Consider the following 14,598-nt stretch of genomic DNA (forward strand, 5'->3'; position numbering starts at 1 on the left):
CCCCCCCCCCCCGGCCCCCCCCCCCCCCGGGCCGCCGGGCAGGACCGCGCCGGCGGCGGCCACGCCGAGCGCCGAGCCGGCGGCCTCCAGTGCGGCGAGGACGGCCGGGTCCCCGTCGGCGGCGCGGCGGGCGAGCAGGGCGACCCAGTCGCCGCCGGTGTCGGCGAGTCCGGCGGCGCGGAGCACGGCGGCCTCTCCCGCGTACTGCTCCAGGCAGCCGCGGGCACCGCACGGGCAGGCGGGCCCGTCCGGGTGGACGGGGACGTGGCCGAGTTCGCCGGCGTAGCCGCGGGCGCCGCGCAGGAGCCGGCCGTCCACCACGAGGGCGGCGCCGATGCCTGCTTCGGCGGAGAGGTGGAGGAAGTCGTCGGGGCCTTCGCCGAGCCAGAGTTCGGCGAGGCCGCCGAGGTTGGCCTCGTTGTCGACGTCGATGGGCAGGTCGGCGAGGGGGTGGGCGTCGGCCTCGCGCAGGGCGCGGCGGAGTTCGGCGGCGAGCGGCAGGTCGGACCAGCCGAGGTTGGGGGCGCGTTCGACGACGCCTTCGGCGGCGCCGACGAGGCCGGGGACGGCGACGGCGAGGCCGGCCGGGGTGAGGCCGCAGGAGTCGGCGACCTCGCGGAGCAGGACGGCGAGGTCGCGCAGCACGGCTTCGGCGGGGCGGTCGCGGTTGGTGACGTCCTGGCGCAGCCAGCCGCGGACTTCGCCGCGGAGGTCGACGACGCAGGCGGCGAGGTGTTCGACGCCGATCTCGCCGCCGAGGCCGGCGGGTCCCTGCGGGTCGAGGGCGAGGGCGGTGCCGGGCCGGCCGACCTTGCCGCTGGGGACGGCGGGGCCGCATTCGGCGAGGAGGCCGGCCGTGGTGAGTTCGTCGACCAGGGAGGAGACGGCCGCCCGGGTGAGGCCGGTGGTGGCGGCGACCTCGGCGCGGGAGCGTGGTCCGGCCGCGAATTCGCCGAGGACGAGGGCCAGGTTGGCCCGGCGCATGCCCTGCTGACTCGCGGGCCGGGCCCGTCTGGCGTCCGTGTCCCTCATCTCCTCGTCACCTCTCGTTCGACGGCCGAACACCCGGTCGACCGGTTGCAGGGTATCCGCGTGCGCCCGTCCCGTTCGCGCGGCACTCGGGGCCGCGCGAACGGTACCGGCCGCACGGGCCCCGACCTGCACCGGGGCCCGCGACCGCGCTCGTCGCGGGCCGGCTCGCGGGCTGCCGGTCAGGCGCCGAGCAGCGGAGCGCCGGCGGCGAGCACGGCGGCGATCCTGGCGGCCGCGGCCTCGTCCTTCTCGACCGGGTCGAGGACGGGTCCGGCGGCGGTGTCCCAGCGGCGGGCGACCTCGGCGGGATGTTCGCCGGTGAGCAGACCGGCGGCCTGGGCGGCGGCGCCGAGGGCGACGAGTTCGCCGGCGGCGGGCACCTGGACGGCCCGGCCGGAGAGCCGCCGCACGGTGTCCTGCCAGGCGCGTCCGCGGGCTCCGCCGCCGATGAGCAGCAGCGGTGCGTCGCCCGCGGTCTCGCTGCCGGCGGCGAGCACCAGGTCGAGGGCGGCGAGCAGGGCGTACGCGGCGCCGTCGTAGGCGGCCTGGAGCAGTTGGCCGGGGGTGGTGTCGTGGCGCAGGCCGTGGACGAGGCCGGCGGCGTGCGGCAGGGCGGGGGTGCGCTCGCCGTCGAGGAAGGGCAGGACGACGGCCTCGCCGCCGGGTTCGACGGCCTGCCGGTCGCGGCCGAGCAGGGTGGCGAACCGGTCGACGGCGAGGGTGCAGTTGAGGGTGCAGGCGAGCGGCAGCCAGTCGCCGTGGGCGGCTGCGAAGCCGGCCACGGTGCCGGTCGGATCGGCGGGCCGGCCGCGGGTGACGGCGTAGACGGTGCCGGAGGTGCCGAGCGAGAGGGCGGGCTGTCCGTGGACGGCACCGGTGCCGCCGCCGAGGCCGAGTCCGAGGGCGGCGGCCGCGTTGTCGCCGGCGCCGAGGGCGACGGGAATGCCGGGCCGCAGTCCACCGAAGGGGCCGGTGGTCTCGCCGGCCGCGGTGCCGGGTTCGGCGAGCGGCGGCAGCAGGGCCTCGTCCAGGCCGACGAGGTCGAGGACGCCGCGGTCCCAGCCGTGCTCGCCCCACCAGCCGGTGCCGGAGGCGTCGCTGCGTTCGGCGGCGGGCCGGCCGGTGAGCCGCTCGGTGAGGTACTCGTGCGGCAGCCGGACGGCGGCGACCCGGCCGGTGAGGCCGTGGTCGCGCAGCCAGGCCCACTTGGCGACGGTGAACGAGGCGTTGGGGACGCTGCCGGTGCGGCGGGCCCAGTCCTCGCGGCCGAGCTCGTCGACCAGCGCGGCGGCCTGTCCGGCCGAGCGGGTGTCGTTCCAGAGCAGCGCGGGGTGGACCGGGACGCCGTCGGCGTCGAGGGCGACCAGTCCGTGCTGCTGTCCGCCGATCGCGAGGGCCTCGGCGCGCCCGGCGCAGCCGGTGCCGGCGACCGCGTCCTGCAGTGCCTGCCACCACTGCCGCGGGTCGCTCTCGCGGGCGCCGCCGCTGCCGGTGACGGTGTGCGCCGCCCGGCCTTCGCCGAGCACCTCGCCGGTGGCGGTGTCCACCGCGAGCGCCTTGGTGGACTGGGTGGAGCTGTCCACCCCGATGACGATCCCTGCCATGACTTCCTCTCCGTCCGCCGCGCCGGGACTTCCCTTCCGTGCCTGGGGATATTAGTTTGTTTTCTGCCCTGACGAATAGACCCCAGGAGTTCCGCCATGCCCACCCCCACCCCCGCGGACAAGTTCACCTTCGGCCTGTGGACCGTCGGCTGGCAGGGCCGCGACCCCTTCGGCGACGCCACCCGCCCGGCCCTCGACCCGGTGGAGACGGTGCACCGGCTGGCCGAGCTGGGCGCCCACGGCGTGACCTTCCACGACGACGACCTGATCCCGTTCGGCTCCTCGGACGCGGAGCGCGACGCGATCGTCAAGCGCTTCCGCACCGCCCTGGACGCCACCGGCCTGAAGGTCCCGATGGCCACCACCAACCTCTTCACCCACCCGGTCTTCAAGGACGGCGCCTTCACCGCCAACGACCGCGACGTCCGCCGCTACGCGCTGCGCAAGACGATCCGCAACATCGACCTCGCGGTGGAGCTCGGTGCCACCACCTACGTCGCCTGGGGCGGCCGCGAGGGCGCCGAGCACGGCGCCGCGAAGGACGTCCGGGTGGCGCTGGACCGCCTGAAGGAGGCCTTCGACCTGCTCGGCGAGTACGTCGAGGAGCAGGGCTACGACCTGCGCTTCGCCATCGAGCCCAAGCCGAACGAGCCCCGCGGCGACATCCTGCTGCCGACCGTCGGCCACGCGCTGGCCTTCATCGGGAGCCTGGAGCGCCCGGAGCGGGTCGGCCTCAACCCGGAGGTCGGCCACGAGCAGATGGCCGGGCTGAACTTCACGCACGGCATCGCCCAGGCGCTGTGGCACGGCAAGCTCTTCCACATCGACCTCAACGGCCAGTCCGGCATCAAGTACGACCAGGACCTGCGCTTCGGCGCCGGCGACCTGCGCAGCGCCTTCTGGCTGGTGGACCTGCTGGAGTCGGCGGGCTACGACGGCCCGCGGCACTTCGACTTCAAGCCGCCGCGCACCGAGGACTTCGAGGGCGTGTGGGCCTCGGCCGCGGCCTGCATGAGCAACTACCTGATGCTCAAGGAGAAGGCCCTGGCGTTCCGCGCCGACCCGGCGGTGCAGGAGGCCCTGCGGGCGTCCCGCCTGGACGAGCTGGCCCGGCCGACCGCCGAGGACGGCCTGGCGGCGCTGGTCGCCGACCGCGGCGCGTTCGAGGACTTCGACGTGGACGCGGCGGCCGCCCGCGGCATGGCCTTCGAGCAGCTCGACCAGCTCGCGATGGAGCACCTGCTCGGCGTCCGCTGAGCGGCGTGCCGCACCGGCCGTCCGCCGGGGGCGCTCAGACCCGCTCGGGTTCGAGGTCCTCGGCGGGCGGCTGGAGCCCGCTGCGGGTGAAGACCCAGCGGTTCATCGCCCAGAAGCGGAAGATCATGGCCAGGAAGGTGCCGACGATCATGCCGCTGAGGAAGTCGGCGACCTCCTGCGTGAGCGCGGTGACGTCCGGCTCGCGGAGGTCCAGGACGTACCGGGAGAAGATCAGCGGCAGGTCGTTGACGACCACCGCGAGCGCGCTGACCACGAAGAAGAGGATCGCCTCGCGCTGCCGGCCGTTCGCCCGGAACGACCACTGGCGGTTGAGGACGTAGGAGACCACCGTCGCGATCACCGTGGCGACGGTCAGCGCGACCACCGGCTTGTGCTGCAGCACGGTGAACTTCAGCCCGAGGTCGACGACGGTGGTCAGCACGAAGCAGGTGCCGCCCACCAGCAGGAACTTCACCAGCTTGCGGTGCCGCACCAGGAACGGCCGGTACCGCTCCGGGACTCGGGCCAACGCGCGTTGCGTAGGGGACGGCATTTCGGCAGTCTCGCACGCCCGGGTCCGTGCGGCGTACTCGTGACATCCGCACGGGGTAACGACCCGGGGCGCACGCCGCAGGGGCGCGCGGTGCCGCTCGGCACCCCGCGCCCCTGCGCCCGCCGAACCTCAGGCGGCGACCAGTACCTCCGCCGGCTCCAGGGCCAGCTTCAGCACCTCGCGGACGTCGGCGACGGCGTGCACGGTGAGCCGCTCCAGCACCTCGGCGGGCACGTCGTCCAGGTCCGCCTCGTTGCGCCGCGGGATGATCACCGTGCTGACCCCGGCCCGGTCGGCGGCGAGCAGCTTCTGCTTGACGCCGCCGATCGGCAGCACCCGGCCGGTGAGGGACACCTCGCCGGTCATCGCCACGTCGGTGCGCACCTTGCGCCCGGACAGCAGCGAGGCGAGCGCGGTGGTCATGGTGATGCCGGCGCTCGGGCCGTCCTTGGGGACGGCGCCCGCCGGGACGTGCAGGTGGATGCCGCGGTCCCGCAGCCCGGTGACGGGCAGTTCGAGTTCGGCGCCGCGCGAGCGGAGGTAGGAGAGCGCGATGTGCGCGGACTCCTTCATCACGTCGCCGAGCTGCCCGGTGAGGGTGAGCCCGGTGGAGCCGGTCTCGGCGTCGGCGAGCGAGGCCTCGATGTAGAGGACGTCGCCGCCCGCGCCGGTGACGGCCAGCCCGGTGGCGACGCCGGGGACGGCGGTGCGCCGCTCGGCGGGCTCCTGGGCGGACTCGGGGGTGTGGTGCGGCCGGCCGATCAGTCCGCGCAGGTCGTCGGCACCGATCGCGGCGGGCAGCCGCCGCTCGCCGAGTTCGCTCTGCGCGGCGACCTTGCGCAGGATGCGCGCGATCGACCGCTCCAGGTTCCGCACGCCCGCCTCGCGGGTGTACTCGCCGGCGAGCCTGCGCAGCGCGCCCTCGTCGACCGCCACCTCGTCGTCCTTCAGCCCGGCCTTGGCGAGCTGCCGGGGCAGCAGGTGGTCGCGGGCGATGACGACCTTCTCGTCCTCGGTGTAGCCGTCGAGCCGGACGAGCTCCATCCGGTCGAGCAGCGGCTCGGGGACGGCCTCCAGCACGTTGGCGGTGGCGAGGAAGACCACGTCGGAGAGGTCGAGCTCGACCTCCAGGTAGTGGTCGCGGAAGGTGTGGTTCTGCGCCGGGTCGAGGACTTCGAGCAGGGCGGCGGCCGGGTCGCCGCGGTAGTCGGAGCCGACCTTGTCGATCTCGTCGAGCAGGACGACCGGGTTCATCGAGCCGGCCTCCTTGATCGCCCGGACGATGCGGCCGGGCAGCGCACCGACGTAGGTGCGCCGGTGGCCGCGGATCTCGGCCTCGTCGCGGACGCCGCCGAGCGCCACCCGGACGAAGGAGCGGCCCATGGCCCGGGCGACGGACTCGCCCAGCGAGGTCTTGCCGACGCCGGGCGGGCCGACCAGGGCGAGCACCGCACCGCCGCGGCGGCCGCCGATCTGCCCCAGCCCCTGGTCGGCGCGGCGCTTGCGAACGGCCAGGTACTCGACGATCCGGTCCTTCACGTCCGAGAGGCCGGCGTGGTCGGCGTCGAGCACGGCGCGGGCGCCGGCGATGTCGTAGGAGTCGGTGGACCGCTCGTTCCAGGGCAGTTCGAGGACGGTGTCCAGCCAGGTGCGGATCCACGAGCCCTCGGGCGACTGGTCGCTGGACCGCTCCAGCTTGTCGACCTCCTTGAGGGCCGCCTCGCGGACCTTCTCCGGCAGGTCGGCGGCCTCGACGCGGGCCCGGTAGTCGTCCTCCTCGGAGGCGGACTCGCCGTTCAGCTCGGCGAGCTCCTTGCGGACGGCCTCCAGCTGGCGGCGGAGCAGGAACTCCTTCTGCTGCTTGGCGACCCCTTCTTCCACGTCCTTGCGGATGGTGTCGTTGACCTCCTCCTCGGCGAGGTGGTCGCGCAGCAGGGTGAGCGCGTACTCCAGGCGGGCCAGCTGGTCGGCCTCCAGCAGCACCTTGAGCTTCTGCTCGGCGGTGGCGAAGGGCGCGTAGCCGATGTTGTCGGCGAGTTCGCCGACGCCGTCGATGGCCGCGACCCGGTCGACGATCTGCCAGGCGCCGCGCTTGCGCAGCCACTGGGTGGAGAGCGCCTTGTACTCCTTCACGAGGTCGGCGGCCCGGCCGGCCACGGCGGTGCCGGCGGAGGACTCCCGGAAGGGCGTGGTCTCGACCCAGAGGGCGGCGCCGGGGCCGGTGGTGCCGGCGCCGATGCGCACCCGGCGCACGGCGCGCACCAGCGCGGCCGGGTCGCCGTCGGCGAGGCGGCCGACCTGTTCGACGGTGGCCAGCGTGCCGGCGGCGGCGTACGAGCCGTCGAGGCGCGGCACCAGCAGCACCTGGGGCTTGCCCGGGCCGGTCGCCGCCGCCCGGGCGGCCTCGACGGCGGCGCGGACCTCGGCGTCGGACAGGTCGAGCGGGACGACCATGCCCGGGAGCACCACCTCGTCGTCGAGCGGCAGCACGGGCAGGGTGAGCGGAACGGACGTCGATGCCATGATCTCTCCCCAGTCAGCGAAGTTGAGCTGACCTGACTAAGGATTGGCAGGGCGCGATTGTTCCCCGGGCGTCGTTCGCTCTGAGCGATCACCGACGGTGACCGGAAAAACGCAGGTCAGGCGCACGGAGGCGCAGGGAAGCGCCGCCGGGCGCGGGTGGGGCGGCGCAGGTCAGGCGCGGACGGGCAGCGGGGCCGGGGCGGGCCGGCGGCGCCGGAGCGGGCGCCGGGGGCCGCGGCGCAGCGGGCGCCAGAGGGCGATGCCGATCAGCAGGGCGGCCGGGTGGCCGATGCCGGTGACGAGGTCGGTCCCGTCGAGGAACTGCTCGCCGACCAGGACGGCGGCGATGCCGAGGGCGAGGTTCCGGCCGGCCGGGGGCAGCAGGCCGGCGAGCGCGCCGAGGCTGGCGAGGACGCCGTAGCTGACGCCGATGTCGAGGTCGCCGAGGGCGTCGACGGGCAGCGCACGGACGGCGACCGCGGCCAGCACCACGGCCTGGGAGAGCAGGGTGGCGCCGACGTGCCCGGCGGCGAACACCCCGGCCGCCCGGCGGCCCCCGACCCGGCGCTCCAGCGGGGCGACCGTCAGCAGGAAGGCCCACAGATAAGGGGTCCACAGCGGGCCGGCCACCCAGAGGCCGCTGGCCGCGAGGGCGAGCACGGGGTGGTGCGCGAGGTTGTGAACGTCGGTGGAGGAGAGCGCCTGCAGCCGGTGCACCAGCTGCGGGTCCCCGAACCGGGTGAAGAGGGTGGTGCCGAGCAGCAGGGCCAGGTAGCCGAGTGCGAAGGGGTTGCGCCGCGGGGTGGGGAGCGCTCCGTGCAGCCCCCGGAGCAGGCCGCGCGCGCGGTCGCGGACCAGGTCGCGGCGTGCCGCCGCACGGCCGGTGCCGCTCGCCGCCATGGGGCCCTCCGTCCGCCGGACTGCCGTCACCCGCCCCGTGTGCAACGTGTCGAGGGCGTGCGGAAATCCGCACGGACGGTGCCCGCGGAGACACCGGCGGCCCTTGTCGTGACCACGATACGTTCCAAGGCTGGGAGCCCGCTGGGGAAGAGCTGTGAAGAATGCTTGAGCTTCGACGCACCGGCTGCACGCCTTGGTCCGTACCTGCCCTCCGTTCACGGAGGAGCAGCCCAAAAGTAAGGGGCACGAGTAGCATTCGGGACCATACGGATCGTTACAACTGCGAATTTCGCCCGGTAAGGTATCGCCCCGTGCCCGGTCCCGACGGGGATCGGCATCGATCCGTGGCCCGGATGTGTCCGGGCCACCTGCCGGAACGCCCCCGGTGTCCGTACTCTGCGTGGAGTGCGGGTCGGGTGTGCGGACCACACACGGCGCATCCACGCCGCGCAGGGGGCCGACGGCGGAACGGCACCCAGCCGACGCGGCAGGCCGGGCACAGCCCACATACGGACCGAGACGACTACGACGCGGCGCCGCCACCCCCACAGGTGTCGGCCCGCAGCCCTGGGGGCGGTGGCGTGACCGTGACAGAGATTCAGCAAGAGACCGGCAGCAGCCCGGTCGGTACGCAGCGGCGAGTACTGGTGGTGGAGGACGAACCGACCATCGCCGAGTCCATCGCAGCCCGCCTGGGAGCGGAGGGCTTCAAGGTCGCCGTGGCCCACGACGGGCCCGGCGCGGTGGACGGCTTCCACACCTGGCAGCCCGACCTGGTGGTGCTCGACATCATGCTGCCGGGCTTCGACGGCCTGGAGGTGTGCCGCCGGATCCAGGCGCAGCGCCCGGTGCCGGTGCTCATGCTGACCGCGCGGGACGACGAGACGGACCTGCTGGTCGGCCTCGGCGTCGGTGCGGACGACTACATGACCAAGCCGTTCTCCATGCGTGAGCTGGCGGCCCGCGTCAACGTGCTGCTGCGCCGCGTCGAGCGCGCCCAGCAGGCGGCGAGGACGCCGGCGCTCGGCTCGCTGCGCTTCGGCGAGCTGGAGATCGACCACGTGCAGCGCCGGGTGCGGCTCGGCTCGGGCGACGTCCACCTGACGCCGACCGAGTTCGACCTGCTGGCCTGCCTCGCCGCGCAGCCGCGCGCGGTGCTCACCCGCGAGCAGCTGCTCGCGGAGGTCTGGGACTGGACGGACGCCTCGGGCACCCGCACGGTCGACAGCCACGTCAAGGCGCTGCGCCGGAAGATCGGCGCCAGCTGGATCCGCACGGTGCACGGCGTCGGGTACGCCCTGGAGGCACCCCTTTCCTGAGCCGGTGCACCGAGGGCTGGGCCGCCGGGGGGCCCACGCCTTCAGCCGATGCGCCGCTCCGACCGCAGGGGCACGATGACCTTTCCACAGCAACGCAGAGGGGACGCCGCCGAGCGTCCCGGCCCCGGCCTGGCCGGCCGGGCCGCCCGCCGGGTGTGGGACGACATGCGGCCGTTCGACCCGGTGCGGTCCATCAAGGGCAAGCTCGCCCTGCTGGTGATCGTCTCCGTCTGCCTGGCCACCGGGATGGTGGTCGTGGCGATCCGGTCCGAGACGCAGATCCGGATCATCATGATCTTCTCGATGATCGCGTCGCTGCTGTTCATGCAGTTCCTCGCGCACGGACTGACCGCGCCGCTGCGCGCGATGACCGCCGCGGCCCGGGCCATGGCCCGCGGCGACTACAGCACCCGGGTGGACACCTCCTCCCGGGACGAGATCGGCGAGCTCGCCGACTCCTTCAACCGCATGGCGGCCGATCTGGAGGCCGCCGACCGGCACCGCCGGGAGCTGATCGCCAACGTCTCGCACGAGCTGCGCACGCCGATCGCGGCGCTGCGGGCCGTCCTGGAGAACGTGGTGGACGGCGTCGTCCGGCCCGAGCCCAAGACGCTGGGCGCCGCGCTGGAGCAGACCGAGCGGCTGGGCCGGCTGATCACCCACCTGCTGGACCTCTCCAAGCTCGACGACGGCGTGGTGCCGCTGGACACCCGCCCGTTCGAGGTGCGGCCGTTCCTGGACGGCGTGCTCCGCGGGGTGACGGTGGACGGCGCCACCGCGGGCGGTGCCTACGGCCGCCGCGGCGACGTGCGGCTGAGCCTGGACGTGCAGCCGGACGGCCTGACCGCCGTCGCCGACGAGGAGCGGCTGCACCAGGTGGTCGCCAACCTCGTCGACAACGCCTGCAAGCACTCCCCGGCGGGCGGCACGGTGACCGTGCGGGCCCGGTCGGGCGAGCAGGGCGGCGCCCTGCTGCTGCAGGTCGAGGACGAGGGCCCCGGCATCCCGCTGCAGGACCGCGCGCGGGTGTTCGAGCGCTTCGGGCGCAGCGGCAGCGCGACCGCCCAGGGCCCCGGCAGCGACGGCGGCACCGGACTCGGCCTGGCCATCGCCCGCTGGGCGGTGGACCTGCACGGCGGCGAGATCCGCGTCGCCGAGACGGACCGGGGCTGCCGGATCGAGGTCACGCTGCCCGGCGAGGCCCCCCTCGCCACGGGGTTCCCCACCGGGTGACACGCCGTACCCGAACGTTGTCACACAACTGGGACACAACGGGGCCGGTCCGACATCGGACCGGCCCCAGCCCGTCACCGGGTGCCCATATTGTCTGATTTTGTGGGGATAATGGTGCAGACCGAATGTATCCAGCTACCCTTACTGACGGGTTTCTAACGCGCACAACCGGCCAAATTCCGGCCGTTCACTGTGATCTGGGCGACGCCTGGCCAGGGGGGACTGCGCGATCACTGGTCGGAGGCGTAGCCTTAATCCCCGCTGTCCACCATCCCAAAAGGAAGCGGAAGAGGGCGGTTGCCCCGATGTCGCCACACCCTGAAACCCCCAGCTCGGCAAGCTCCACTGGCTTCGGCCCCAATGAGTGGCTCGTCGACGAGATCTACCAGCAGTACCTCCAGGACCCGAACTCGGTCGACCGAGCCTGGTGGGACTTTTTCGCCGACTACAAGCCCGGTACCGAGGTGACTCCAGTGACCCAGGCCGCAACCCAGGTCGGCTCCGTGCCGACCCCCGTTGCTGCTCCTGCTGCCCCTGCTGCTCCCGCCGCCGCGCCGGCGCCCGCTGCACCGGCCGCGCCGGTCCAGCAGGCCGCCGCGCCGCTGGCAGCAGCCCCTGCCGCGCCGCCCGCGCCGAAGGCCGCCGCCCCGGCTGCGCCCGCGCCGGCCGCGCAGGGAACCGAGCTCGTCCAGCTGCGCGGCCCCGCGAAGGCCGTCGCCACGAACATGGACGCCTCGCTGGAGGTGCCGACCGCGACGTCGGTGCGTGCCGTCCCGGCCAAGCTGCTGATCGACAACCGCATCGTCATCAACAACCACCTGCAGCGCGCCCGCGGTGGCAAGGTCTCCTTCACCCACCTGATCGGTTACGCGCTCGTCCAGGCCGTCAAGGCCTCGCCGGGCATGAACCACAGCTACAAGGTCGAGGACGGCAAGGCCTACCTGGTCAAGCCGGAGCACGTGAACCTCGGCCTGGCGATCGACCTGGTCAAGCCGAACGGCGACCGCCAGCTCGTGGTCGCGGCGATCAAGAAGGCCGAGACCCTCGACTTCTTCGGCTTCTGGCAGGCCTACGAGGACATCGTCCGCCGCGCCCGCGCCAACAAGCTGACCATGGACGACTTCACCGGGGTCACCGTCTCGCTGACCAACCCCGGCGGCATCGGCACCGTCCACTCCGTGCCCCGCCTGATGCAGAACCAGGGCACCATCGTCGGCGTCGGCGCCATGGAGTACCCGGCCGAGTTCCAGGGCTCCTCCCCCGACACCCTCGCGCGTCTCGGCGTCTCCAAGATCATGACGCTGACCTCGACCTACGACCACCGCGTCATCCAGGGCGCCGCGTCGGGCGAGTTCCTGCGTACGATCCACCAGCTCCTGCTGGGCGAGCACGGCTTCTACGACGAGGTCTTCGAGTCGCTGCGCATCCCCTACGAGCCGGTGCGCTGGGCGACCGACGTGGCCGCCACCCACGACGACGAGGTCAACAAGACCGCCCGCGTCATGGAGCTCATCCACGCGTACCGCGTGCGCGGCCACCTGATGGCCGACACCGACCCGCTGGAGTACAAGCAGCGCAAGCACCCCGACCTGGACGTCGTCCAGCACGGCCTCACCCTGTGGGACCTGGAGCGCGAGTTCGCGGTCGGCGGCTTCGGCGGCCAGAAGATGATGAAGCTCCGCGACATCCTCGGCCTGCTGCGCAACACGTACTGCCGCACCGTCGGCATCGAGTACATGCACATCCAGGACCCGAAGCAGCGCAAGTGGCTGCAGGAGCGCCTGGAGAAGCCGTACACCAAGCCCGAGCGCGAGGAGCAGCTGCGCATCCTGCGCCGCCTCAACTCCGCCGAGGCCTTCGAAACGTTCCTGCAGACCAAGTACGTCGGGCAGAAGCGCTTCTCGCTGGAGGGCGGCGAGTCCCTGATCCCGCTGCTCGACGCGACGATCGACGCCGCCGCCGAGCACCGCCTGGACGAGGCCGTCATCGGCATGGCCCACCGCGGCCGCCTGAACGTGCTGGCGAACATCGTCGGCAAGCCGTACGCCCGGATCTTCGGCGAGTTCGAGGGCAACCTCGACCCGAAGTCGATGCACGGCTCCGGCGACGTGAAGTACCACCTGGGCGCCGAGGGCACCTTCACCGGCCTGGACGGCGAGACCATCAAGGTCTCGCTCGCGGCGAACCCCTCGCACCTGGAGACGGTCGACCCGGTCGTCGAGGGCATCGTCCGCGCCAAGCAGGACGTCCTGGACCAGGGCGGCACCACCTTCCCGGTGCTCCCCATCCAGGTCCACGGCGACGCGGCCTTCGCAGGCCAGGGCGTCGTCGCGGAGACCCTGAACATGTCGCAGCTGCGGGGCTACCGCACCGGCGGCACGATCCACCTCGTGGTCAACAACCAGGTCGGCTTCACCGCCGCCCCGGCCTCCTCCCGCTCGTCGATGTACTGCACCGACGTGGCGCGCATGATCGAGGCGCCGATCTTCCACGTGAACGGCGACGACCCCGAGGCCGTCGTCCGCGTCGCGCGGCTCGCCTTCGAATTCCGGCAGGAGTTCCACAAGGACGTCGTCATCGACCTCATCTGCTACCGCCGCCGCGGTCACAACGAGGCCGACAACCCGTCCTTCACCCAGCCGCTGATGTACGACCTGATCGACAAGAAGCGCTCGGTCCGCAAGCTGTACACCGAGGGCCTGATCGGCCGCGGCGACATCACCATGGAAGAGGCGGAGCAGGCGCTCCAGGACTTCCAGGGCCAGCTGGAGAAGGTCTTCGCCGAGGTGCGCGAGGCGGCCACCGCGCCGGCCCCGGCCACCAACGGCAAGCCGGTCGCCGACTTCCCGGTCTCCATCCAGACCGGCATCTCCGAGGAGATGGTGAAGCGGATCGCCGCCTCGCAGGTCAACCTGCCGGAGTGGCTGACCGTCCACCCGCGCCTGCTGCCGCAGCTGCAGCGCCGCGCCGGCTCGGTCGAGGACAACACCATCGACTGGGCCATGGGCGAGACCCTCGCCATCGGCTCGCTGCTGATGGAGGGCCACCCCGTCCGCCTCGCCGGCCAGGACAGCCGCCGCGGCACCTTCGGCCAGCGCCACGCCGTCCTCATCGACCGCAACACCGGCGAGGACTACACCCCGCTGCTGTACCTGACCGAGGACCAGGCCCGCTTCACCGTCTACGACAGCCTGCTGTCGGAGTACGCGGCGATGGGCTTCGAGTACGGCTACTCGCTGACCCGCCCCAACGCGCTGGTCATGTGGGAGGCGCAGTTCGGCGACTTCGTCAACGGCGCCCAGACCATGGTCGACGAGTACATCGCCTCCGCCGAGCAGAAGTGGGGCCAGCACTCCGGCGTCGTCCTGCTGCTGCCGCACGGCTACGAGGGCCAGGGCCCGGACCACTCGTCCGCCCGCCCGGAGCGCTTCCTCCAGCTCTGCGCGCAGAACAACATGACGGTCGCCATGCCGACCTCGCCGTCGAACTACTTCCACCTGCTCCGCTGGCAGGCCCACAACCCGCACCACAAGCCGCTCGTCGTCTTCACCCCGAAGTCGATGCTGCGCCTGAAGGCCGCGGCGTCGGCCCAGGCCGAATTCCTGTCGGGCTCGTTCAAGCCGGTCATCGGGGACACCACGGTGGACCCGTCGCAGGTGCGCAAGGTCGTCATCACCTCCGGCAAGTTCTACTACGACCTGGAGGCGGCCCGCGCCGAGCGCGGTGTCACCGACACCGCCCTCGTCCGCGTCGAGCGGCTCTACCCGCTGCCGGTGGCCGAGCTCCAGGAGGAGCTGGCCCGCTACGGCGACGACGTCCAGTTCGTCTGGGCGCAGGAGGAGCCGGCCAACCAGGGTGCCTGGCCGTTCATCGCGATGAACCTGGTCGACCACCTGCAGGTCGTCGTCGGCCGCAACGCCAACGGCGCCCGCCTGCGCCGGGTCGCCCGGACGGCCTCCTCGGCCCCCGCGGTCGGCTCGGCCAAGCGCCACGCCGCCGAGCAGCAGGCCCTCGTCGACGAGGTGTTCTCGCTCTGACGCGCCGTCGCTGACGCACCGTCACAGGGGCCCGGTCCCGCCGTCCAGGCGGGGCCGGGCCCCGGCGCTTCCCCACGAACGCCCCGGCGCCCCCGGCGCCCCGGCTCTCCTGCCGGGGTGTCAGGTCGCTACGGTAGGGC

8 protein-coding genes and 1 pseudogene are annotated in these 14,598 nt (G+C 73.3%); 4 read left to right on the plus strand and 5 right to left on the minus strand.

From position 1 onward, the window contains the following. Positions 1-1,032: pseudogene (locus tag ABD353_RS16850) on the minus strand (ROK family protein); the annotation flags it as partial. 179 nt (positions 1,033-1,211) lie between these two features. After that, the gene (xylB, locus tag ABD353_RS16855) at positions 1,212-2,636 is read right to left on the minus strand and encodes a xylulokinase (protein WP_344624422.1); all 1,425 of its coding nucleotides are present in this window, start codon (positions 2,634-2,636) and stop codon (positions 1,212-1,214) included. Positions 2,637-2,732: 96 nt separating this feature from the next. Here xylB and xylA point away from each other — a divergent pair, with 96 nt between their 5' ends. Beyond that, positions 2,733-3,893: a xylose isomerase gene (gene xylA / locus ABD353_RS16860; RefSeq protein ID WP_344624423.1), complete on the plus strand. Its 1,161-nt coding sequence runs from the start codon at positions 2,733-2,735 to the stop codon at positions 3,891-3,893. A gap of 34 nt (positions 3,894-3,927) precedes the next feature. On the opposite strand, the gene ABD353_RS16865 is transcribed toward xylA, so the two are convergent. The 3 genes from ABD353_RS16865 to ABD353_RS16875 all read right to left on the minus strand — a co-directional run bounded on the left by ABD353_RS16865 (position 3,928) and on the right by ABD353_RS16875 (position 7,869). Further along, positions 3,928-4,422 (minus strand): GtrA family protein, encoded by a 495-nt coding sequence (locus ABD353_RS16865; RefSeq protein WP_344624424.1) that lies wholly within the window; start codon positions 4,420-4,422, stop codon positions 3,928-3,930. 153 nt (positions 4,423-4,575) lie between these two features. Beyond that, positions 4,576-6,969: an endopeptidase La gene (gene lon, locus ABD353_RS16870; protein WP_344624425.1), complete on the minus strand. Its 2,394-nt coding sequence runs from the start codon at positions 6,967-6,969 to the stop codon at positions 4,576-4,578. 171 nt (positions 6,970-7,140) lie between these two features. Continuing rightward, the gene (locus tag ABD353_RS16875; RefSeq protein ID WP_344624426.1) at positions 7,141-7,869 is read right to left on the minus strand and encodes a rhomboid-like protein; all 729 of its coding nucleotides are present in this window, start codon (positions 7,867-7,869) and stop codon (positions 7,141-7,143) included. A gap of 587 nt (positions 7,870-8,456) precedes the next feature. Here ABD353_RS16875 and ABD353_RS16880 point away from each other — a divergent pair. The 3 genes from ABD353_RS16880 to ABD353_RS16890 all read left to right on the plus strand — a co-directional run bounded on the left by ABD353_RS16880 (position 8,457) and on the right by ABD353_RS16890 (position 14,458). Then, complete coding sequence (locus tag ABD353_RS16880; RefSeq protein ID WP_030267975.1) at positions 8,457-9,188, plus strand: response regulator transcription factor; 732 nt, start codon at positions 8,457-8,459, stop codon at positions 9,186-9,188. A 75-nt stretch (positions 9,189-9,263) separates the two neighbouring features. Continuing rightward, positions 9,264-10,421 carry a HAMP domain-containing sensor histidine kinase gene (locus ABD353_RS16885; protein WP_344624427.1) on the plus strand — a complete coding sequence of 386 codons (1,158 nt, stop codon included), beginning with the start codon at positions 9,264-9,266 and terminating at the stop codon, positions 10,419-10,421. 305 nt (positions 10,422-10,726) lie between these two features. Continuing rightward, positions 10,727-14,458 (plus strand): multifunctional oxoglutarate decarboxylase/oxoglutarate dehydrogenase thiamine pyrophosphate-binding subunit/dihydrolipoyllysine-residue succinyltransferase subunit, encoded by a 3,732-nt coding sequence (locus ABD353_RS16890; protein ID WP_344624428.1) that lies wholly within the window; start codon positions 10,727-10,729, stop codon positions 14,456-14,458. Positions 14,459-14,598: the final 140 nt, after the last annotated feature.

This window comes from Kitasatospora arboriphila, assembly GCF_039528095.1.
Lineage (GTDB): Bacteria > Actinomycetota > Actinomycetes > Streptomycetales > Streptomycetaceae > Kitasatospora > Kitasatospora arboriphila.